Genomic DNA, 22,950 nt, shown 5'->3' on the forward strand with positions numbered 1-22,950 from the left:
TACAAAAACACGCCAATAAGCAGTGGCCTTTGGTGGTTAAGTTCCATCTAATGTGTATTTTTGCGACAAATTGATTTGTCATGAGTAAAAGAGCGAAGGCCATCTTTTTGGCGTTGTGTATTATCGGTTCCTTTTTTATCTATTGTGTTTATTACTATTCCAACATGATAAAAAATGCCCCATTTCGATATTCAGATTTTGAATATGTTTCCATTCAATATGGTTTGCGCGATTCGATGTTGAACAGTTACAATTCCGCGACGCAAGACTACCAATATTTGAATCGACAAAATGAAGTCATCAAAAAAAAATTGAAACTTTCGGATGATGATTTACTTTTTCTACATCGGAAAGCGATGGAAATGGGATTCTGGAATGTAGATGATGATATGACTACGCCTCAGAAAGATTCCGTTGACGGGCGACGAGTTCCGCGTTATATATTGGAGTATAAGTACAAGGAAAAAGGAAAAACAGTGACGATGGATGCAGATTATCCGGGTAACCAAAAAATGATGGACGCAGCCAAAACAACGATCGAGACGGTATTGGAGCGGATAAATATCGCTAATGCACGCTAGCGAAAAAACATAACTTTTAACATAGTGCTAATCATTACTTCATATTAATACAGCACCTTTGTGATGAGTAATTTTTGTTCGTCATTAATGGTTTAATTAATGGTTAGTGTTTATGTTGAGGTCTATTGTGAAATACGCCGAAAACAAAGGGTTGTCCCGAAGGATAACCCTTTTTTATTTCCTAAAAATTTTCACATCTTAGACAGGGCTAGTTTGGTGCTTTTTCACCTGCTCTTAGCGCTCCCTGCGAAAGCAGAAGCCTTAAATCATCAGAAGCTGGTAATTCAAATACTTCGAGATGAAAGTATTTTATTGCGGCAAATAGGTGATCAAATAAATCAGACATGGTATTTTCGAAGAACGCCCATTGCGTACCATTCGTAAACATATATAGCTCTAGCGGTAAGCCATGTTCATTGGGGGCTAATTGACGAACCATAAAGGTCAATCCCTTATGGATATCGGGGTTATTTTTGGCGTAAGCATTGATGTACGCTCTAAACAGGCCGATATTGGTCATTCGCCTGCCGTTCACCAGTACCGATTCGTCCACGCCGGTACGTTCATTATAAGTTTTGATTTCCTCTTCCCGTTTTGCAATGAAAGGCGCCAGTAGTTCAATTTTCTTCAGTTCAGAAATTTCTGCTTCTGAAAGATAGCGGATCGTCGAGATTTTGATATTGATCGATCGTTTAATCCGTCGTCCGCCCGATTCCTGCATCCCCCGGTAATTTGTAAAGGAATCACTTAATAAGGTATATGTAGGAATAGTGGTAATTGTCTTGTCGAAGTTCTGTATTTTTACATTGTTCAAGTTGATCTGTACGACATCACCATCCGCACCGTACTTCGGCATGGCAATCCAGTCGCCTACACGGACAGAATCATTTGCCGACACCTGTATGCTGGCGACAAAGCCGAGAATAGTATCCTTAAATACCAACATTAAAATGGCCGATGCGGCTCCTAGTGAAACAAGGAAAGACCACGGTGAATTACCGGTTAGTATCGAAACAATAAGGGTACCTATAACAAAAAATAAAAATATTTGTACAACCTGTAAATAACTGTCAAGTGGTTTGTCTACAAAGGCTTTAGAGGTACGTAAAATATCCCGCCCAGTTTTGAGTAAGCTATTGATGAATGCATAAACGGAAAGGATAACAAGTATGTTTAGAAATTTTTGGAGACCTGCGGTGAAATTCGGGAAGCCCATAAAAATGAATGGTATCATCTGCTGCGCAATGATGACGAGAATAAGCTGACTAAGTTTGTTTAATACCTTATTACTCAGTAAAAAATCATCCCAGTTGGTTTTGGTCTTCTTGATAATTTTTGTCAACACGGAATTAAAGATAGCGGCTATAATAATGTTTATTATGTATAAAAGCGCAAAAGCAATAATAAGCAGGCTGACAGAGGTTGTTATATGCGCTACTCGGTCGGATAGGCCGACGTTTTGTATGGCGTTAAATGTCCAATTGTAGAGTGCGCTGGTTTGTTGTGAGGCAATGTTAATGATGTCTGTTTTATCCATATCAGCAGACAAACCTACATAAAATGCGCTGCATTCACGAACCGAATTTTAAATGAATTCCTACATGCCTTTAATAAACATGATGCGTAATTCATCATGACTCGTGTTTGTGTTTAAAAAGCAAATCGAATAAAAAGACAACTATCAACGTATAGCCAGCAAAAGCCAGCCATATATTACGCCAATCTTTTAGGAGTACATTTTCGCTCAGCGCGCCATCAGGTGATACGGAGATTCCACGCGATTGGATAAATAGCAACAAGGTATTATTAGAAGCTTCGGTTTGCAAGTAAGATGCCAACATTTCTATAGTGGAAAACTGTAGCGTGAAAAAGTAATCTATTACCCATCCGGATATGAGGCTGCCGAGTATCGCGCCAAAACCATTGGTCATCATCATGAAGAGGCCTTGGGCCGCATTGCGAATTTCAACCGTGGTAGATTTTTCAACAAATAAGGATCCCGATATATTGAAGAAATCAAATGCCATTCCATATACAATGCAGGAAAGGATGATCATCCATAAGCCGGTTTGCGGATCTCCGAAAGCAAATAGTCCAAATCGAGCCACCCAGGCCCACATGGCGATAAGCATCACTTTTTTGATGCCATATCGTTTCAAAAAAAAAGGTATAGCTAAGATAAAGAGTGTTTCCGAAATCTGAGAGATGGACATAATCAGTGTAGAGTACTTGACCGCGAAGGCGTCGGCATATTTTGGGTAAAATTTGAACTCATCCAGGTATACATCGCCGTAAGCGTTGGTCAATTGCAATGCACCTCCTAAAAACATACAGAAGATAAAAAAAACAGCCATCTTGTAATCTGCAAACAGTCGGAAGGAATCGAGTCCCCATGTTTTTGTCCAAGATTGTTTTTCTTGCCACTGTCGATTTTTTGGTGGACACTTGGGAAGTGTTAATGCATATAATCCCAATCCTACAGCCGCTATTCCAGCGACATAAAACTGATAAGACGTGGCTTTATTTCCGGTTAGGTTCACCATCCACATCGCGGTGATAAAACCTATCGTACCCCACACTCGTATCGGTGGAAAAACCTTGACCACGTCAAATTCGTTCGCAACCAGCGTTGTATAAGAAATGGAATTAGAGAGTGCAAGTGTTGGCATGTAGAAGCACATCGCCAACAACATAACATAGAAAAATAGTTGTGGATTGTCAACCTGTGGTAAGTAAAAGAGGGTGGCGGCGTATAAAATATGCAGTATAGCGTATAACTTTTCCGCATTTATCCAGCGATCGGCAACGATACCCATCAGTGTGGGCATAAAGATTGCAGAAATGCCCATGGTCGAAAAAATAGCGCCAAATTGTGTGCCGTCCCATTGTTTTGTGCCAAACCAATAATTGGCAATGGTGATTAACCAAGCTCCCCAAACAAAAAATTGAAAGAAGCTTACAATGGTTAACCGGAATTTGATAGGCATCGTGATGATATTACCTGTTTTTCCTTCTTTCTATCTCGTCGCGGATTTTGGCAGCCGTTTCATATTGTTCTGCTTCAATGGCTTTGTTGAGATTTATTTCCAGTTGGTCGTCGCTTATATTACCATAGGGCGATTTTGGTGTATGTTCTTTTTCCGTGGATGAAGCTGTTGCTCCAGTCATCGTATTTTCTTTTGGGAGCCCCTCTAAATTCTCTAGAAAAGCAAAGTCGTTACTTTCGATCACGATACCGGCCGCATCCATTATAAAGTCGTAGACATATATGGGGGCACCAAAACGTACCGCTAAGGCAACAGCGTCCGAAGTTCGTGAATCAATATCAAAAGTTTTGTCCCCGTTGGAGCATACCAGCTTGGCGAAGAATATGCCATCTATCAAATTATAGACCAGTATCTCTTGGATATTGATCTGGAAATTGTCGGCAAAAGTCTTGAAGAGATCATGTGTTAATGGGCGGCTTGGTTGCATTTTTTCGATTTCTACGGCGATTGCTTGTGCCTCAAAACCTCCAATGATAATGGGCAGTCGCCGGTTCCCTCCGGTCTCCCCCAAGACTAATGCGTACGCACCAGACTGTGTTTGGCTGTACGACAACCCCACTATATCTAATTTGATTTTCTTCATTCTTAAAGCCTAAACTATAGTACAAACATATATATTACTTTTTTTACCTCAAAAAAAGTATGCAAAAAACCGACCAACAGGAAAAAAAATGATCGGCTGTAATGCATTACAGCTCGACCATTTTTCATTGTTTCAATTGTTTCTGTTTAGTGATTCTTATATGCTTTGAACGCGTCGATAAGCTTCGGGACGACATCAAACGCATCTCCCACGATGCCATAATCAGCAACTTTAAAAAAAGGAGCCTCTGGATCGTTATTGATGACCACAATAGTCTTGGATGAGCTTATTCCTGCAAGGTGTTGGATAGCGCCCGAAATACCGATTGCGATGTACAGATTTGGACTTACGGCTAACCCTGTTTGTCCGACATGCTCCTCATGCGGACGCCAACCTGCATCAGAAACCGGTTTAGAACATGCGGTAGCTGCACCTAAAACGTCCGCTAATTCCTCTATCATTTTCCAGTTTTCTGGACCCTTTAATCCACGTCCGGCAGATACGACAATATTCGCCTCGGGCAATGGTATTTTGTCTGTTGCCTGCATGATATCTTTAACAACCGTAGACAAATCCGTAGCGGCAACTTGCGGTTGGAAAGCTTCGATTTCAACCGTTGTCTGTGCTTCTACTGCCTCTATGGTATTCGGCGTCAATGCAATCACTTTAATAGGAGCCGTGAGCTCCTGCGTTGCAATAGCTTTGCCTGAAAAGGCAGACTTCTTAATCTCCCAAGCGTCTCCCTTGATAACGGGTAATGTAATCGCACCGTCAGCAAGTGCGGCATCCAATTTAGCGGCAATACGCGGTGCTAGTCCTTTTCCGCTAAAAGAATTAGATAGCACAATGGTCGTTGCCTGTATGCTATTCGCCACCTCCGCGATAACGGCAGCATACGCTTGATTAACGAATTGATGAAGCTGTTCGGTATTCACTGCTATTACTTTGCTGACGCCGTAGCGGCCGAGACCTTCTAAAGATCCGGTATCAACCTTTCCGATACTGAGTGCAGTAACAGGCTGACCGGTAGCGTCGCCAATGGCTTTCGCATAGGACACCGCCTCGTATCCAGATTTTTTAAATGCTCCTGCTATATTTTCGATATATACTAAAATTGCCATAATAAGCGCTTTAATGAAGATTTATATAACTTTTGCTTCACTGTGTAACAACTCAACCAGTTGCGTTACATGATCTTTGTCAACAAGTTTAACGTTGCCCCGAGGAGGCGGTGTATCAAAATGAGTAATATGAGATAATGCGGGCACATCAATGGCCTGAATTACTTCGAGTGGTTTCGTGCGCGCACTCATAATTCCCCGCATGTTTGGTATTTTGGGTTCCGCGACACCCTCGGCTGTTCCGATAACGACAGGTAAAGGTACTTGTATTACTTCCTTACCTCCTTCAATTTCACGTTCTACCGTTGCCTGCGAATCGTTGATGTCTAGTTTTTTAGCAATAGAAATCGACGGTATACCTAACAGTTCTGCAATATATCCCTGAACCAAGCTGCCATTATAATCAATAGATTCACGCCCGGTTAAAATCAGGTCAAAGTTTTGTGTCTTCGCGTAGGATGCGATTTGATGCGCTACAAACCAGGCATCGCGTGGATAGGCGTCTATACGGACAGCTTGGTCTGCACCAATTGCCAGTGCCTTTCTAATGGTAGGGTCAGCGGCAGCTTCGCCCACATGGATAACCGTAATAGTGCCTTGACCGTTGCCGGCAAGTTCTACAGCCCTCGCCAGCGCAATTTCGTCATATGGATTAATAATATATTGTATGCCAGCTGTATTGAATGCTGTATTATTATCCGTAAACGTGATTTTAGATGTTGTGTCGGGCACATTACTTAAACATACAAGTATCTTCATTGGAGTGTTTTTTATTAGCCTTCACCCAAACCTAGCAATTTCAAAAACCAAAAACAAGAGATAGACCGACGTAAGACGTCAGCAAACTGTCATTTTTCTATGCAAGCATAGTATTGTTGCGTAATGCTTTGAGATGAGAATTTCCTATTTTTGCTTTATTATGGAAAATAGGTTAGAAGAATTACAACGGTTTTTAAACGAGAGTCCAGAAGATCCGTTTTTAAAATATGCCCTTACGATGGAATGGAAAAAGAGGGGGGATGCCGAAAAGACGTTTGCTGGCTTTCAGGACTTACGACTAAACCATCCAGATTATGTGGGGGCATACTATCATTTTGCTAAATTTTTAGAAGAGCGGGCAAGAAGAGCGGAAGCCTTGGAAATTTATCAAGCAGGGATGGAGGTGGCGCAACGATTGCGCAACCGTCACGCATACAACGAGCTACTGGCAGCCTATAATCTCGCAATGGGGGTGGACGACGACGAATGGGAGGGCTAAAATGTGGTACCTTTTTTGTAGTCTATAGTAAAATTCGATGTCATGCGCTTGGTTGTATATTTATGTGGACTATTGCTGTCGGGAATATTCATCATCATCAGTTGTGTGAATACCCGCACCAATGCCAATATAGAAAACAACAAAGTGAGTAACATGACCGAGAGTCGTTTAGTCGGGACCTACCGTGGTAGTCTACCGTGCACAGATTGTGACGCAATTGCGACTTCCTTAACCTTGTCCAATGACAGAGGCTATTCGTTGAAATATATATATATGGGAAAAAGTGCCAAATCCTTTTCTAAAACAGGAAGCTGGAAATTACAAGATGGAGAGCTTAATTTAGAGGGTGTAGACTACAAATATAAAGTGGAACTCGATCAGTTAAGACAGCTCGATCTGTCAGGGAAAGAAATTCGGGGTGAATTGGCAGAACGCTACGTGCTCCGTTTTGCGAATTGACCCCTTTCTATTTTTACCGGTGTTCCTCGCAGAGCTCTTTCAGTTTCTTAACAACAAAGTCGATTTCTTCCTTCGTGTTGTATTTGCTAAATGAAAATCGAACAGCAGGTTTATCGTCGTCTGTTCCAAGGGCTTGAAGCACATGACTGCCCAGTTGCGAGCCAGAACTACATGCACTTCCTCCCGAAGCCGAGATACCGGCAATATCGAGGCTAAATAGCAACATATCTGCCATCTCTGTACAGGGAAGGGATACGTTTAAGACGGTGTAAAGAGACGCTTCCGCTGCAATATTTCCGTTAAATGTAATTTCGGGGATATTTTTTTGCAGTTCCGTACGCATATAGTCTTTCAACTCTTGAATATAAATCCGATGGCTTTCCATGTCTTGATAACACAATTCCAAGGCCTTTGCCAAGCCGACGATGCCGTAAACATTTTCCGTTCCGCCACGCATATTTCTTTCCTGCGCGCCACCGTAAAGGAGCGGACGAATTTTATTTTTACCGTTAATATAGATAAAACCTACCCCTTTTGGACCGTGAAATTTATGAGCAGCGCCCGTCAGAAAATCAATATGTAATGTAGAAAGGTCGTGTTTATAATGCCCCATGGTCTGCACCGTATCCGAATGAAAAACCGCATTAAACTCCTGGCATATTTCCGAAATTTTATGGATGTCGGTCAAGGTGCCGATTTCGTTGTTGGCATGCATCAGGGACACAAGGGTCCGTGGGTTTTGAGATAACAATTCCCTTAGATGGTCTACATCAACATTGCCTTTTCCGTCTACGTATACAAAATCCAACTGTATAATGCCTTGCTGCGCTAAATCCTCCATCGTATGCAAAACAGCATGATGTTCCAAGGCGGAAGTAATTGCATGTGTTATACCGAGATCCGCGATGGATCTAACAATCGCCATATTGTCTGCTTCTGTACCTCCCGATGTAAAGAAGATTTCGGAGGGCGATGCTTTTAACAAGCCTGCTACCGTCTTTCTTGCCTTTTCTATAATAGTCTTGGCTTGACGACCGTGCGCATGGATAGAAGAGGGGTTGCCAAAATGTTCTTGCATAGCCTCTACCATGACCTTTGTTACCTCTGGATCTAATGGCGTCGTGGCGGCATTATCGAAATATACTTGCATGATGGCAAAAATAAGGAAATTTTATGTTCTTTTTTTCCTCAAAAAAGAACCAAAAAAATCGTCGCTGGGAACTTTTGCATAATGGGTAAGTGCAAAAGGAAAATTTCTACAAATGCAAAGTTCCAAGGCAACCTTAACGGTTAAGGGTGGGGGAGTGCAATTTACCACCCCGTCCAACGGGCACTCCTCCAACGGAGGGGGAATAGCGTAGCTGAAAGCGATCATTATCGCAATGCGATTATACAGATCAAAACGGCCTTATATTGTTCTGCGTTCATTTTGGTATCCATGAGCTCACTTCGTTCGGTTTTGTCTCCTTTTTTGTCAAGAAAAAAGGAGGAAAAGAACTTTTCTTAAAAAGCAGAAAAACAGAAAACAACCCGCCGAATAATGCCAAATACAAAATCAAATCACCATTTTTGGTATAAAAAGTCAACTCTTCATTCAAGTTGATTTCCTGTGCCAGCGCATCCGCGGTCCACCAGGCTGTTTTTTGGACAATATCGCCGCGTTGATTGATGAAACCGGAAATCCCAGTGTTTGCAGAACGGGCTACCCAACGCCGGTTCTCTATCGCCCGTAGTTTGGCATAGAGTAGGTGTTGGTCTTTTCCGGAGGTGTTGCCCCACCATCCGTCGTTGGTCACGATGGCGATAAACTGTGCGCCTTTCCGGATATATTCGGCCACATAATCGCCCCAAATAGATTCATAGCAAATAACAGGGGCTGCTCCAATGCCACTTTGAGAATAGAATACCGATGGTTCTTCTTGGCTGCCATACCCTCCTGTAGAGCCACCGAAATGCGCAAAAAGAGGCTTCATAAAACTTAGTGTCTCGCCAAAAGGAAGCTGTTCTACACCAGGAACTAGCTTCGATTTATGGTAGAACTGCAGTTTACTGGATTGATCTATCAAGACGGCAGCATTAAATGGGTCAAGGAAGACACCGTTACCATAATCTCGGGCAGTTGAGGTTTTCGCGTAATTATAAATTTGATAACTTTCAATACCCGAGAGTACATTGCCGTTCTTGTATCGATTGAGGAAATCTATCACCCGTTCATAAGCCGGATGGGCTCTAAATTGCTCTTCATCAATTGCACCCCGTTCGGACGAAAGAGCTGTTTCTGGCCATAGGAAAAACTCGGTATTCGGTTTAGCAACGCGCTCCGATAGTTCTAATAGCGTAGTTAGTTGTTCCGCCGGAGGAATCAACCCAAACTTTCCATACGGGTCAATATTAGGTTGAACCACCACAACTTCCGATGGGTTGGTGTGCTCGACGTACGTATTATATTGTATAATGGAAGCCCCGATAGGCAGTGCCAAAGTCGCCGTAATAGCGATCATAAGTTTTTTGGAATGAAAGACTTCTATTTTTTCGCGTTTTTGCCAGATAAACATAAACACGAATAAATTGACTGCCCAAATCCACACCGTACCCCCAAAAACGCCCGTAAAGCTATACCACTGAACAAGCTGGTGAAAATTAGCAAAGCCATTGCCCAACGTCATCCAAGGAAAGGCTAAATCCCACCATTGGTGTAGAAACTCGTATCCCAACCAAAAAGAAACCAGACCGATAAAACTATAACCGATGGCTGTTCTCTTGCGGAGTTGATAGTAAAGCCGAAAAACAAGTGCCATTAGTAGCGGAGCCAGCCCGAAAGGAATGAGTGAAATGAGCAGCGATACATAGGATGGTAAATACGCATTCATGGCATTGTATACCCAATAGATAGAAGCCGTATTCCATATAAAACCAGTGAGGAAACTCAACCAGAAGATCTTTTTGCCTTTATGCGTATAATTCCCCCTCATAATTTTTTCAATAGCAATGAGTAAGGGTACGAAACCCACAAACAACAATGGACTGCTATAGGGGACTGGTGGCCAAGCCAACCATAAAATAACTGCGCTTAAAAGTGCTAGAAGATAATTTTGTTTCATGAGTGGATAAACTGTCTTTTAAAGGCCGCATGGCATATCCAGATGATCTGTATTTTTTATAATCACGGATATTTCACAGATCAGAGCTGTGATAAAAGTTCTGATTTTTTGTTTTCGTATTCGGATTGTGTGATGAGCTGCCGGTCATAAAGTGTTTTAAGCTTTTTTAGCTTTTGTGTAAGCTCATCGTCTCCTACAACGGATATATTGGATTCTGTTATTTTCTCCTCTTTGTTTTTCTCCGTAACCGGCGGTATTGCTGGTTCATCAACAACGGGTTGCACCGGTATCGTGAGAGGCTCAATCGGCCTTTCCGCTGGAATAACCGGAGTAGGTTCTTCGCTTTTATTGCCTGCTGGATTTTCCAACGCTGTTTTAATAAGCTGATATAACTTTCGAGCCTGCACCTTTGGAATATAATCAATGGTGAGATTTTCCCCTGTAAACGGTATGACCGTCACTTTCGATCCAAAGATTTCCTCCTTGAATGCAATATCTTTGATGTCGTTCCAAGAAAAAATTTCAAAATTTGTTGCTAATCCCAGTTTTGTAAACTCACAAAGGAAAATACGCTTGTTGCTGATCGTGATACTGTCGGGCAGTAGCGTCACCGCTGGTTTCTTCTGCAGCGAGATGTATTGTATAAATTCGCCTGCCGTTAAAATATCGACAATTTTGTCGTGGATTCTTTCCGCCACTTTGGCATCCTGTCCATCCTGAATAAATTTATCTACACTCATTATTTATGTCATTAATCGTAATCAGTAACTATATAGTTAACCAATTTTCACGCATCACCCTTTCCCTGCTACACAAAATACAAATTCCCCCTTAATAGCGTGTTGTTCAAAATGTAATTTTAGCGTTGCAAGGGTGCCTCTTATCGTTTCTTCGTACAATTTACTGATTTCCCGTGAAATAGCGGCTTCTCTTCCTTCCCCAAAATATTGTATAAATTCCTCAATGGTTTTAAGGATACGATGCGGAGATTCATAGAAAATCATCGTCCGTTTTTCTTCTGCCAATTGTTTCAGCCGCGTTTGGCGTCCTTTTTTGACGGGCAGGAAGCCTTCAAAACAAAACCGGTCGTTCGGCAGGCCCGAATTGACAAGGGCAGGTACAAAGGCGGTGGCGCCGGGTAAGCATTGTACAGCTAGCCCCTCTTTAATCGCTTCCCTCACCAACAAAAAGCCGGGGTCAGATATGGCAGGGGTTCCGGCATCGGAAATTAATGCTATCTGTTGGCCCTCTTTCAGAAATCGAATAATTTCCGCAACAGCCTTATGTTCATTATGTTGGTGATGGGCAAAGACCTTTTTGTCGATGCCAAAATGCTTAAGAAGAGGAGCACTTGTACGCGTATCCTCCGCTAAAATTAAGTCGACCTCTTTCAAAATACGTATCGCTCGAAAGGTCATATCTTCCAGATTGCCAATAGGCGTAGGTACGAGATATAGCATGATCAAAAATAAGCATTAGTTATGAGTTATAAGTGATGCGTTATGAATTATATGTTGAAGGGAGTAATTTCCGGTAGGTGTAATATGTATTTTAAAGAAAGAGTGATGTTTTTAAAAGATATTATAAAAAAAATATCCCCCTCGGGGTGAGGGGGATTAGTCTTCAAAATCGTTGAAGTCGTCGCCATCATATGCAAACTCAAGTAAGTCTGGATAGATGTCTTGTTCGAAAATTTCTAAATCTTTTAACATGTTACTATTTTATTTTATATTACAAATATACTACAGTCATATGAACTCTACGTGATACTTATATCAAATAATTGTTAATATGATTGATAATGACTCTAAAGTATGTAATATTTTTAACAATTACAAATTATTAATACGAATATTTCATTAAAATAGCCTTTTAGTTGATATATTGACTGGTTTGAGGTATTTTGATTACACTTCTCGTGTTTTTATTATCTTTGCTCCTCTAATTTACTTATTCATTTTATGTTACAGATAAATTATATCCGTGAAAACAAAGATGCAGTCCTTGAACGATTGGCAGTAAAGAATTTTAAAGACATGGAATTGGTTGACGAAGTCATTCAATTGGACGAGTCGCGTCGTAAAATTCAGAACGAATCGGATGCGATTGCTGCGGAAGCCAATGCTGCTGCCAAGCAGATTGGGGATTTGATGCGTCAAGGAAAAAAAGAAGAAGCCGAAGCCGCGAAATCCAAGTCGTCCGGATATAAGGAGCAAGTAAAAGCGTTGACCGAAAAACTGGCGGAAGTTGAACAAACATTGCAAGACAAGATTGTGCAATTGCCGAATTTACCACATGTATCCGTTCCGGTAGGGGTTTCTGCTGAAGATAATGAAGTGATATTGGAGTATGGGGTTGTACCGCAACTGGGAGAGTCGGCGTTGCCACACTGGGAACTGTTAAGCAAATATGATATTGTCGATTTGGAACTCGGGGTAAAAGTAACCGGAGCAGGTTTTCCAGTCTATAAAGGGAAAGGAGCTCGGTTGCAACGTGCCCTCATCAATTTCTTTTTAGACCAAGCCGTAGAAGCTGGCTACAATGAGGTACAGGTGCCTATTCTGGTTAATGAAGATTCGGCATTTGCAACTGGACAACTCCCGGATAAAGAAGGGCAGATGTACCATGTTGGTGATGACGATTTTTATCTGATCCCCACAGCGGAGGTACCGGTGACGAATCTTTACCGCGGTACGATTGTGAAAGAAGAACAATTTCCGATCAAGCATTGTGCGTATACGCCATGCTTCCGCAGGGAGGCAGGTTCATACGGTGCGCACGTCCGCGGCTTGAACAGACTCCATCAGTTTGATAAGGTAGAGACCGTACAGATTGTACATCCAGATAAATCATACGCGGTACTGGAAGAAATGAGCCTATATATACAAGGCTTATTGCAACAACTGGAATTACCGTACCGCGTATTGCGTTTATGTGGCGGAGATATGGGCTTCACTTCTGCGCTGACGTATGATATGGAAGTGTTCAGTGCAGCACAGCAACGCTGGTTAGAGGTGTCGTCCGTGTCCAACTTTGAGACCTACCAATCTAATCGTTTGAAAGTACGGTTTAAAGACGAGAACGGCAAAATGCAACTAGCACATACTCTTAATGGCTCAGCATTGGCACTACCCAGAATTGTAGCCTGTATTCTAGAAAATAACCAGACCGAAAAGGGCATACGTATTCCCGCCGTTTTGGTTCCTTATACCGGTTTTGAATGGATTGATTTGGCGTAACGACTTGTTACAGGAATATCAAAAGCCCCATAAAGTGAGAAGCTTTATAGGGCTTTTTTATGCGTCATACTTTGGGATTGTCTCGGTAAATACAACTTGCTAAATAATAAGGATATTATAGGGACTTTATACGGACCTCGTTCGGACCTTATTCGGATAAAAGCGAAAAATGTGCGTTCTATGTCCTTAAGACTTCGCTCTAATATAAGCCATAATAAGGAACTTGATATGAATTTATTCTTTTCTCGGTTCCATTCTCGCTAAATACTGATCATTATCATCTTCAAAAAGAATCTGTACCACCCAACCTTCTTCATGGGCGATTTTAATGAGTTCCTGCTGGTCGATATATAACCAAGGAAACGGTTTCCCGAGAATGCCCTTATATTCATACTGGAAACGGATCTCGCCCAAGTAATATTCCGGTTTAGGAATGCGGTATTCTTCGTATAAATAGGAAATATCAGACGAATCAAAGAGCAGTTGCCCTCTCTCAGACAACAGCTTTTTGCTGTGACGAAGTAAATCCCGTAACCCGGTGATGGTACCGGCAAGACCAATACCGTTCATCAGGAATAGAAGCGTGTCGTAATTTCCATTCTGCAACGTGAAGAAATCATGTTGAATAATATGCCGCACACTGCGTTTTTTCATGATGCTGCACGCAGATTCCGATATTTCCAAAGCATCCACCTGAAAACCTTTATCTTGTAGGTATAGTGCATGGCTGCCGACACCAGCTCCTACATCCAGTACATGGCCATCACAAAGCGCAAGCGCAATATGTTCCAATTCTGGGAAATCGGTCTCATCCCGGAAAAAGACTTCAATAGGCATTTCTTCGATATCGCCATAACTGCTATGTAACAATAGCGGATCATTTAATTCTTGAAGCATGTGAAAATCATACAAAGCTTCTCCATATACATCACGCTCCATTAATCTTCTATTTTCAATATTTGTTTGGCAATAGCTATTTCGTTGCGGTCGCCGGTGTGCTTACCCGGTTCATCGGAAAGTTTAATGACGGTCGTCCAGTCGCCGTCTTCCGGTTTAGCCTCTACCATTTTTAAAACGATATTCATGCGCGGTAGACCGACATCATTCGTGAAGTCCGTCCCTATACCGAAGGAGATGCCGATTTTCCCCTCGCAAAAGCGAACGATATTTTCGACTTTATCGTAGTCCAGTCCGTCCGAAAAAATGATGGTTTTCGACTGCGGGTCGATTCCTTGCTGTTTATAATGTTCGATAGTCATTTCGGCGAAAGTAATAGGATCCCCGCTGTCGTGCCGCACACCATCGAACAATTTGGATAATTTTTTATCGAATTGTTTGAAGAATACTTCCGTCGTATACGTGTCTGATAGCGCGATACCTAAGTCGCCCCGATATACGTCCGACCAATGTTCAAGCCCAAGCAGATTGGCCATTTTGTATCCATATTTCGCGGCATGAAACATGAACCATTCATGGGCGTGGGTGCCAATAGGTGTTGTTTCGTATTTCATCGCAAAATGTACATTCGATGTGCCGATAAAAGTCTTGGACGGGTGGTTTTTTAAGGTGCGGATAACGAGATCGTGTACTTCGTAGGAATGGCGACGTCGGGTACCAAAATCGGCAATGGTGATATTCAATTTATCGTATTTTTCCATTTTATCTTCCGCTATCTGGCAAACCTCTTCGTTGGCGACACGCGCCGTCCCGTCCATTTCGTAATACAGTTCGCAGATTAATGACATAATCGGCACTTCCCAAAGAATGGTACGGTACCAATAGCCATCTATCGTGACGGACAGCTCACCACCAGTTTGTGTAATGTAGACCTCATCGGGATCATAGCGATAACCTTGTAGGAAATCCAGATAGGTCGGGTCGATATAAGGACATTTGGTGCGTAAAAATTCTTTCTCTGCTTTGGTAAGTTTAAGCCCTGCCATCTCGTTTAAAGCATCTTTTAGCAACTTGTCAAAGCCACGAGGAAACTGGTGTTTGCCTCGGTTGATGAACGCATAACGGGCTCGTGCCCTAGGAAACAATTTACTGGCGGCAAATTGCATAGTGAATTTGTAGAAGTCGTTATCGAGAATGGAGGTGAGTGTTGCCATGTAAAAGCCTTTTTATGTAAAATTAGCGTGAAGTTACGGAATTTCTATAGGGAAATATACGATAAATTCAGTCCCTACACCAACTTTTATTTCATCGGCATAGGAAACTTGATAAGAAGTGAAACCAATGAAAAGATCTAAACCGATACATAAAAACAAAAAGCTTAATGGAATTTTTGTTAATAACAAGCCTCCTGTTTGCAAGAGCAAAACAGGAGGCTATCGCATCAATATAAAACAGAAAGTTTTTATCTGCTACCTCGACTAGACGAAGAAGAGCGATTGCTTCTACTATTTGAAGTTGCCGATCCGCGCGACGAAGAATTGCTACTGCGTTGTACGCTGGATCTGTTTGAACTGTTCGAACGGTTTACACTGCTCGAAGAGCTGCTGCGCGAACGATTAACCTGTGCAGGTGCGCTGCTCCGCTGGCTAGTTTGCTGCACGTTGCGGGAAGGCGTAGACTGCTGACGAGGCTGACTGCTACGCGAGGGCGTCTGCGTACGGTTAGGCGTAGTACGTTGTACCCTACCGCGATTATTTTGTTGCGGTTGTGTGGTAGTCCTGCGATTCACCTCGCTTCGTTGTTGGGAGCGGTTATTAGACTGCTGACTCCGCGGTTGTGTCGCACGTTGGTTCCGTTGTGTTGAGCTGCGGTTAACATTCGTCCGTTGCTCGTTAGAACGTGTTTGGCGCTGCGTCGATGTACCTTCGCGATTATTGGACGAAGAACGGTTGTTCGTATTCGGTGTCCTTGTCGCCCGTTGATTTTGTGTACGATTGGACGTTGTATTGCCGCGTGTCGCTCGATTTTCTGTCGAACGCTGATTGTTACGATTAGGGTTATCTCCAATATAACGTTCTGTTCTTCCTGTGTTTGACCGTGTAGTGCGACTGTTGCGGCTCGATTCCGAAACTCGTGCAGAATTTCGGTTGCTACGGGTGTTGGCCGCTCTATCCGGACGGTAAATGGAAACCGAACGACTGTCTACACGCGAGCGTCCAGGGCGCTCGGTCGTGCGAACGTTTCGAACAGCTACGCGGCGTCCAATATTAAGTTCAATATCACGACGGGCCGGACCGCCATAATAGCGGTTGTTGTTTACAATATAGGTATTGTTGATAATCGTTGTGCGATTATAGATAGCACGTTGACCGTGAGACCAATGACGGTGTATATGACGGTCGTAAATACGGCGTGAGGGAAGAAATACCCATAAGTTAATTGGGAGACCCACAGAAACCGTAACACCTACTGCAGGAGCCATCGGCGCCCATCCGTAATATCCGCCACCACTTCTCCAATCTACCCATGCCGGACCCCATTCATAACCCGGAATCCACCCCCAACCGCGGTGGTTGGTGTAGACCCAACGACCGTAATGAAACGGTGCCCATCCCCAATCATAGTCGGATACCCAAGTATTACCATATTCGGTCATCGCCCAGTAACCGTTTGTACCGTACGGACGAAAATTAGCTTCTGCCCGTGGAAACCAGATGTCACCGTAGGCAGCGTCTCGATCCCAATGTCCGTATGGAGCTAATTCATCGTAAAATAAATCAAATGAAACTGAACCGTGAGGTTGAGCAGACACTTGTTTACTCGAGAAGACACTAAATGCAAATGCTATTAGTGTAATCAGTATGGGGGATATTTTTATGCTTCTCATGATCTTCGTCTTTATAAATGAAACCATCTGCTGTCTGTATTGTTATGACTGCATAGTAATATAAAAGGTTTAATAAGTTGATCACGTTGATCTTCATAAAAGTTTTTATATTTGCCGAGTACTTTTTTGGAAACCTCATACATACATGGGACGAAAAATAGAAAAATTACTTATCGAGTTCGCCAGAATCCATCGTTTTATGATGAGCTTCCTGCGGGAAGCGGTGTCTCCTCCCTATGAATTTAAAGAGATTATCCGGCAGTGTTATGAAATAGGTTGGAAATCGTTCCCATTAATCAGTTTGACAGGATTTATTGTAGGGTTCGTATTTACCAAACAGTCGCGCCCTTCTTTGGAAGAGTTCGGAGCAACATCTTGGTTGCCGGCCCTCATATCTATTGCCATTGTACGGGCGCTAGCGCCACTAGTGACCGCACTTATTGCCTCCGGAAAAGTTGGTTCTCAGATCGGCGCTGAGTTGAGTTCGATGAATGTGACCGAGCAGATTGACGCCATGGAAGTTTCGGGCACAAATCCAACAAAGTTTTTAATTTCCACACGTATTATTGCCACTACAACCATGATTCCCGTATTGTGCTTTTATGTGGCCGGAATAGGGTTGTTGGGAGGATACCTCAGTATATCGGCAAAAGATGATATCAGTATTCTGGCATTTTTCACACAGGTTTTCGAAGCTATTGCTGCCAAGGATATATTTGCTATGGTAATACGGGCAGTGGTCTTTGGCTTCACGATTGGTTTTGCAAGCACCTATGTCGGATATTATTCTTCCAAAGGAACAGAAGGGGTAGGTAAGGCTGCCAATGCCGCCGTCGTATCTTCGATGTTCCTTGTGTTTATCGAAGAGTTACTTATTGTTCAGTTACTTTCATTGATTGGGTAAACGGATATGGAAAAGAAGATTGTCAATATCAATCAGGACGACGTCGTTATCCGCGTAGACAACGTCAGTAAGTCATTTGGTGACCTGCATGTATTACGCGATGTCGATCTCCAGTTATTTAATGGAGAAAACTTAGTTGTATTAGGGCGATCGGGTACTGGTAAATCCGTATTGATCAAGCTGATATCGGGTTTGTTAAAACCAGATAAAGGCAATATTCATGTGCTAGGAGAGGTGGTAAATCAGTTGGATGAACGCGAATTGCGAAATTTACGCCAGCGTATTGGTTTTTCTTTTCAGAATAGTGCTTTATACGATAGCATGACCGTACGGGAGAATTTGGAATTTCCGTTGGTCAGAAATAAGCGTAATTTGACCAGAACAGAGATTAACAAAGAAGTAGAAGAAGTACTGGAGGGTGTAGGGCTATCGCAAGCGATTAACCAGATGCCTTCTGAACTATCGGGTGGACAACGTAAACGCATAGGGATTGCCCGTACATTGATATTGCGCCCCGATATCATGCTTTATGACGAACCAACAGCAGGGCTTGATCCACTGACTTGTCTGGATATCAATTCATTGATAAATCAGGTGCAGGAACAATACCAAACTTCATCCATTATTATTACCCATGATTTGTCCTGTGCAAAAATGGTCGGAGATAGAATGGTGATGTTGTTGGATGGTAAATTTGAAAGGCAAGGAACGTTCGAGGAAATCTTTGATACGGACGATGAACGGGTGAAGCCTTTTTATGATTATAATTTTATCGATTAAAGATATATGAAATATTCACGATTGCAAACCGAACGGAGCGCGCTCATTGATGCAACTGAAAATAGACAATTATCAATAAATACAAGCATCAATGATGTAGTCTGGATATTCCATATGACAATTAAAAAGCAAGTTTTATACATATGAATACAAACGAAAGGAAGCGTTCGCTTACAGTGGGATTATTCGTCCTGATCGGTTTGATTATTTTAGTTGCGGGTATTCTGGTATTGGGTACACAGCAAAATAAATTTAGCAAGAATTTGGTGGTGACGACGTACTTTCATGACGTGAAAGGGTTGAAAGTCGGAAATAACGTCTGGTTTTCGGGTGTAAAGGTAGGGATCGTCAAGGAAATAAAATTCCAGAGCATTGACGATGTAAAGGTAATAATGCACATCGAAGAGAAGTCCAGTCAGTTTATTCGGGAGGATGTCGTCACCAAGCTCGGTTCTGATGGATTGATCGGAAACGCTATCGTTAACTTGGTGGGTGGAACGGACCAAGCTCCGCCTATAAAGGACGGTGCGGTTATTAAATCCGTGACAGGTACGGATACAGATGCCATGTTTGCAACATTACAGACAAACAATGAGAATTTGGTGGAAATAACGAAAAACTTTGCGGTTCTTTCTCAACAAATGGTGGAGGGAAAAGGTGCTGTTGGCGCTCTAATGACCGACTCCACTATCGCACTTTCGTTAAAAAGTTCTGTGAACTCGTTAAATAAGGTGATGACAGATGTCAATAAAGCATCGGGAAATCTCGCAGTTTTGATGGATAAGCTGAATAGTAATCAAGGGCTCATTCATGATTTAACGACCGATACGGCTGTTTTTGCCAGCTTACGGGCGTCAGCCTCCCAATTGCAGGACGTGACCACGACAGCCTCTACGTTGATGGAAAATCTGAATACGACTTCGGCTCGCCTAAACGATAAAGATAATGCGATCGGTGTATTGACTAATGATCCAGAAGCGGCAGCAGAAATTAAACAAATCCTGCGAAACCTCAATATGAGTACAGAAAAACTCGATGATAATATGAAGGCACTGCAAAGCAACTTCCTGTTTAGAGGGTATTTTAGAAAGCAACAAAAGGAGCAGGAAAAGCTCGCAAAGGATTCCTTATAGTTATTCGAATGGGTGTGACGGATAAAGATGTTATCTACGAAGACAACCACTATCTTGCCATAAACAAACGAGCGGGCGATATTGTCCAAGTTGATGATACCGGCGACAGGTCGCTAGAAGATATGGTGAATGTTTATCTTACGGCCAAATACCAAAAGCCAAATGGTGCTTTCGTGGGTGTTATTCACCGACTGGATCGGCCCGTTAGCGGGATGATTCTTTTTGCAAAAACAAGTAAGGGGTTGGATCGTATGAACCGGCTGTTTCACGACCGAAAGGTATCAAAAACTTACTTGGCCATAGTTCGGATGCGCCCGCCTAAAGAGGCCGATACGTTGAAGAACTGGTTGCTGCGTGATCGAAAGAAAATGGTTACCAAAGCCTATGACCGGGAAGTGAAAGGGGGTAGTTTTGCACAATTGGATTACGAAGTTTTAGGTATCCTCGATGGCTACTACCTCTTGAAAGTAACCCCTCTCACTGGGCGTACACATCAGATTCGCGCGCAATTAGCCTATATGGGTTGCCCCATTGTAGGAGATAATAAGTACGGCTACCCTCGAGGAAGCCTCCGCCGTACGATTTGTCTACATTCTCGTTCTCTGGAATTCATCCACCCTATCAAAGATGAAAAGTTGACGCTTACTGCAAAATTACCGGTTGACGGTTTTTGGGAACGGTTTAATGTGCTGTTGAAGTCCTAAATTATTATATTAAAAGGTTTATACTTTTTTTGTTTTAAACAAATAACTACTCGATGGGGTTTTACTAGAAATAAGTCAAAATCTACATGATATGAATGCTAAAAGACTGATAAGAGGAAAAGCCTTTATAAACGGACGATGGATAGAGGGTACAAATACATTTGATGTGGTAAACCCCGCCTCCGATACGGTTGTTGAAAAAGTAGCAAATCTAACCGTAACCGAAGTACATGATGCGGTAGACGCAGCATATAAAGTTTGGTCATCTTTTAAAATTAGTGATACCTCGCAGCGCGCATCCATGTTGGAGCGTTGGTATCAATTGATTATGGAGCATAAACGGGAGCTGGCGGAGATTATAACGCTGGAATCGGGAAAAGCGTTGGCCGATAGCTTGGGGGAAGTGGATTATGGGGCATCCTTTGTGTTATGGTTTGCGGAGGAGGGCAAGCGGGCTTATGGGGAGACCATGCCTGCACCGAAGATATCAAACAGAATACTTACAATTAAACAGGGAGTGGGGGTCGTCGCAGCAATAACACCATGGAATTTTCCACTAGCGATGGTGACGAGAAAAATCGCTCCGGCTATTGCAGCAGGCTGTACAGTGGTGCACCGCCCGGCTTCACAGACGCCATTGACTGCTTTAGCGCTTGCTATTCTCTCGGAGAAAGCCGGCTGGCCGGCTGGGGTATTAAACGTCGTGACGGGGACTGATTCTTCGGGCATCGGTTATGAGTTGAGTACAAATCCGTTAATCAGAAAATTATCGTTCACCGGTTCGACTTCTGTTGGGAAGTTATTGATGAAGCAAGCCGCAGATAATGTAAAGAAGGTTTCTTTGGAACTTGGGGGAAACGCTCCATTTATTGTATTTGAGGATGCGGATATGGACGCTGCTGTCGAAGGCGCTATGTTTGCGAAGTTTCGTAACGCCGGACAAACTTGCGTAGCTATAAACCGATTTTTAGTACAGGATTCTATTTTTGATAAATTTTCAGAGCGATTAGCGGACGCTGTAAAAGCATTGCACGTTGGGAATGGATTGGATGACGGTGTTCAGATCGGGCCAATGATCAATAAAAACGGGTTGGTCAAAGTCCAGGAACATGTGGCAGACGCTATTGATAAGGGAGCTCGCATATTGACAGGAGGTAAGGTAATCGAAGGATTGTTTTACGAACCTACAGTCCTAGTTAATGTACCCGAAAATTCGCTGATTGCAAAGGAAGAAACTTTTGGGCCAGTAGCTTCGCTATTTCGGTTTACTACTGAAGAGGAGGCTATCCAAATGGCAAACGATACAGAATTTGGACTCGCGGCCTATTTTTATAGTAATGATGTACACCGTTGCTGGCGCGTTGCAGAGGCCATTGAAGCTGGGATGGTTGGAGTGAACGAGGGGCGGATTTCATTTGCTGGAGCGCCGTTTGGCGGAATCAAGGAATCTGGTGTCGGCAGAGAAGGCTCAAGGTATGGCCTGGACGAATACCAAGAAATAAAATATATAAATTTTGGCATGGCTGATAGATAAATGGCGGTGATTACGCGAAACCATAAAATTTTGGTATTTTTGTGCATGATTTCGAAATGGAAGCCCCTGTTGGTTGTAGCAACATTCATCGTGTTGGGTATCTTATGTTATACGGAGGTATCTGCCCAATGTGCAATGTGTTCCTTAAACGCGGAGAACAGCGCGACCAATGGCAATACGCAAGGTAAAGGATTGAATGATGGTATCCTCTTTCTATTGGCTATTCCCTATCTGATTGCCATAGGAATTGGTCTATTGTGGTATAAAAAATACCGGAAGAACAGTTCAAAAAAAGTATCACCTTTTGGAGAGCAAATCTAATATGGCAACATCTAGGTTTTCGGCGATGATACATTCTAAATGTCCGAAATGCAGGGTTGGGAATGTCTTTGAAGGAGCGGCATACGGTTTTAAAAAACAAAAAATGCACGAACACTGTCCGCATTGTGGGCTAAAGTTCGAAATAGAACCGGGTTACTTTTATGCGGCGATGTATGTGAGCTATGCTTTTTCCGTCGCAGAAGTAGTCACTTTAGGTTTGGCAACAGGCCTGTTGACAAAAAGTGAATCACCTTGGGTATATGTTTTAGTCCTTTTGGCGGCTATACTGATTTTTGCACCGTTTAATCTTCGCTATTCTCGCTTGGTATTGTTACATTACCTTTCGCCAAAAATTATTTATAACCCGAGCTACCAAGATGCCTTAAAAAAGGACTAAAATA

The 22,950-nt window shown here is 42.7% G+C and carries 23 protein-coding genes; 11 read left to right on the forward strand and 12 right to left on the reverse strand.

Translation table 11 applies throughout. The features are described from left to right. Positions 1-80: 80 nt before the first annotated feature. Positions 81-581 (forward strand): hypothetical protein, encoded by a 501-nt coding sequence (locus tag H8B17_RS05785; RefSeq protein ID WP_223816375.1) that lies wholly within the window; start codon positions 81-83, stop codon positions 579-581. Positions 582-789: 208 nt separating this feature from the next. Here the strand turns inward: H8B17_RS05785 and H8B17_RS05790 are convergent, their stop codons facing one another. The 5 genes from H8B17_RS05790 to H8B17_RS05810 form a co-directional block, all read right to left on the reverse strand. Further along, positions 790-2,118, reverse strand: coding sequence for a mechanosensitive ion channel family protein (locus H8B17_RS05790; protein ID WP_190308172.1), 1,329 nt, complete (start codon positions 2,116-2,118; stop codon positions 790-792). A gap of 94 nt (positions 2,119-2,212) precedes the next feature. Beyond that, entirely contained in the window at positions 2,213-3,568 is a 1,356-nt protein-coding gene (locus tag H8B17_RS05795; RefSeq protein ID WP_190308173.1) for a nucleoside permease, read from the reverse strand. Between the two features lie 10 nt (positions 3,569-3,578). Next, positions 3,579-4,211, reverse strand: a complete 633-nt coding sequence (locus tag H8B17_RS05800) for a bifunctional nuclease family protein (protein ID WP_190308174.1) — start codon at positions 4,209-4,211, stop codon at positions 3,579-3,581. A gap of 146 nt (positions 4,212-4,357) precedes the next feature. Continuing rightward, entirely contained in the window at positions 4,358-5,332 is a 975-nt protein-coding gene (locus H8B17_RS05805; protein ID WP_190308175.1) for an electron transfer flavoprotein subunit alpha/FixB family protein, read from the reverse strand. Between the two features lie 21 nt (positions 5,333-5,353). Next, complete coding sequence (locus H8B17_RS05810) at positions 5,354-6,091, reverse strand: electron transfer flavoprotein subunit beta/FixA family protein (protein WP_190308176.1); 738 nt, start codon at positions 6,089-6,091, stop codon at positions 5,354-5,356. A gap of 160 nt (positions 6,092-6,251) precedes the next feature. Between H8B17_RS05810 and H8B17_RS05815 the strand changes: the two genes are divergently transcribed. Both H8B17_RS05815 and H8B17_RS05820 read left to right on the forward strand, forming a co-directional pair. Then, positions 6,252-6,590 (forward strand): tetratricopeptide repeat protein, encoded by a 339-nt coding sequence (locus H8B17_RS05815; RefSeq protein WP_190308177.1) that lies wholly within the window; start codon positions 6,252-6,254, stop codon positions 6,588-6,590. 42 nt (positions 6,591-6,632) lie between these two features. Beyond that, on the forward strand, positions 6,633-7,049 hold the full coding sequence (locus H8B17_RS05820) for a copper resistance protein NlpE (protein ID WP_190308178.1): 417 nt from the start codon (positions 6,633-6,635) through the stop codon (positions 7,047-7,049). A 13-nt stretch (positions 7,050-7,062) separates the two neighbouring features. Here the strand turns inward: H8B17_RS05820 and H8B17_RS05825 are convergent, their stop codons facing one another. From H8B17_RS05825 to rsmI, 4 genes are all read right to left on the reverse strand, one after another. Then, entirely contained in the window at positions 7,063-8,199 is a 1,137-nt protein-coding gene (locus tag H8B17_RS05825; protein WP_190308179.1) for a cysteine desulfurase family protein, read from the reverse strand. Between the two features lie 274 nt (positions 8,200-8,473). Next, on the reverse strand, positions 8,474-10,150 hold the full coding sequence (lnt, locus tag H8B17_RS05830; protein ID WP_190308180.1) for an apolipoprotein N-acyltransferase: 1,677 nt from the start codon (positions 10,148-10,150) through the stop codon (positions 8,474-8,476). An 80-nt stretch (positions 10,151-10,230) separates the two neighbouring features. Next, on the reverse strand, positions 10,231-10,890 hold the full coding sequence (locus tag H8B17_RS05835; protein WP_190308181.1) for a PH domain-containing protein: 660 nt from the start codon (positions 10,888-10,890) through the stop codon (positions 10,231-10,233). A gap of 54 nt (positions 10,891-10,944) precedes the next feature. Next, complete coding sequence (gene rsmI, locus H8B17_RS05840; RefSeq protein ID WP_190308182.1) at positions 10,945-11,610, reverse strand: 16S rRNA (cytidine(1402)-2'-O)-methyltransferase; 666 nt, start codon at positions 11,608-11,610, stop codon at positions 10,945-10,947. Between the two features lie 501 nt (positions 11,611-12,111). Here rsmI and serS point away from each other — a divergent pair. Further along, positions 12,112-13,389, forward strand: a complete 1,278-nt coding sequence (gene serS, locus H8B17_RS05845) for a serine--tRNA ligase (protein ID WP_190308183.1) — start codon at positions 12,112-12,114, stop codon at positions 13,387-13,389. Positions 13,390-13,623: 234 nt separating this feature from the next. On the opposite strand, the gene H8B17_RS05850 is transcribed toward serS, so the two are convergent. The 3 genes from H8B17_RS05850 to H8B17_RS05860 all read right to left on the reverse strand — a co-directional run bounded on the left by H8B17_RS05850 (position 13,624) and on the right by H8B17_RS05860 (position 17,173). Further along, a complete protein-coding gene (locus H8B17_RS05850) occupies positions 13,624-14,328 on the reverse strand; it encodes a class I SAM-dependent methyltransferase (RefSeq protein WP_190308184.1) in 705 nt (234 codons plus the stop codon). Then, positions 14,328-15,500 carry a nicotinate phosphoribosyltransferase gene (pncB, locus tag H8B17_RS05855; protein ID WP_190308185.1) on the reverse strand — a complete coding sequence of 391 codons (1,173 nt, stop codon included), beginning with the start codon at positions 15,498-15,500 and terminating at the stop codon, positions 14,328-14,330. Before pncB ends, H8B17_RS05850 begins: the two co-directional genes overlap by 1 nt. A 248-nt stretch (positions 15,501-15,748) precedes the next feature. Continuing rightward, a complete protein-coding gene (locus H8B17_RS05860; RefSeq protein WP_190308186.1) occupies positions 15,749-17,173 on the reverse strand; it encodes a DUF6600 domain-containing protein in 1,425 nt (474 codons plus the stop codon). 145 nt (positions 17,174-17,318) lie between these two features. On the opposite strand from H8B17_RS05860, the gene H8B17_RS05865 reads away from it, so the two are divergent. The 7 genes from H8B17_RS05865 to H8B17_RS05895 all read left to right on the forward strand — a co-directional run bounded on the left by H8B17_RS05865 (position 17,319) and on the right by H8B17_RS05895 (position 22,946). Further along, entirely contained in the window at positions 17,319-18,077 is a 759-nt protein-coding gene (locus tag H8B17_RS05865; protein ID WP_190308187.1) for an MlaE family ABC transporter permease, read from the forward strand. Positions 18,078-18,083: 6 nt separating this feature from the next. Continuing rightward, positions 18,084-18,857 carry an ABC transporter ATP-binding protein gene (locus H8B17_RS05870; protein WP_190308188.1) on the forward strand — a complete coding sequence of 258 codons (774 nt, stop codon included), beginning with the start codon at positions 18,084-18,086 and terminating at the stop codon, positions 18,855-18,857. A 143-nt stretch (positions 18,858-19,000) separates the two neighbouring features. Next, positions 19,001-19,990 (forward strand): MlaD family protein, encoded by a 990-nt coding sequence (locus H8B17_RS05875; protein ID WP_190308189.1) that lies wholly within the window; start codon positions 19,001-19,003, stop codon positions 19,988-19,990. Positions 19,991-19,998: 8 nt separating this feature from the next. Continuing rightward, positions 19,999-20,694, forward strand: coding sequence for an RluA family pseudouridine synthase (locus H8B17_RS05880; protein ID WP_190308190.1), 696 nt, complete (start codon positions 19,999-20,001; stop codon positions 20,692-20,694). A 91-nt stretch (positions 20,695-20,785) separates the two neighbouring features. After that, complete coding sequence (locus H8B17_RS05885) at positions 20,786-22,228, forward strand: NAD-dependent succinate-semialdehyde dehydrogenase (protein WP_190308191.1); 1,443 nt, start codon at positions 20,786-20,788, stop codon at positions 22,226-22,228. Between the two features lie 45 nt (positions 22,229-22,273). Then, a complete protein-coding gene (locus tag H8B17_RS05890) occupies positions 22,274-22,549 on the forward strand; it encodes a hypothetical protein (RefSeq protein ID WP_223816376.1) in 276 nt (91 codons plus the stop codon). Between the two features lie 103 nt (positions 22,550-22,652). After that, positions 22,653-22,946 (forward strand): DUF983 domain-containing protein, encoded by a 294-nt coding sequence (locus H8B17_RS05895; RefSeq protein ID WP_317170994.1) that lies wholly within the window; start codon positions 22,653-22,655, stop codon positions 22,944-22,946. The last annotated feature ends 4 nt before the right edge of the window (positions 22,947-22,950 follow it).

The organism is Sphingobacterium arenae (genome assembly GCF_014692505.1).
GTDB lineage: Bacteria > Bacteroidota > Bacteroidia > Sphingobacteriales > Sphingobacteriaceae > Sphingobacterium > Sphingobacterium arenae.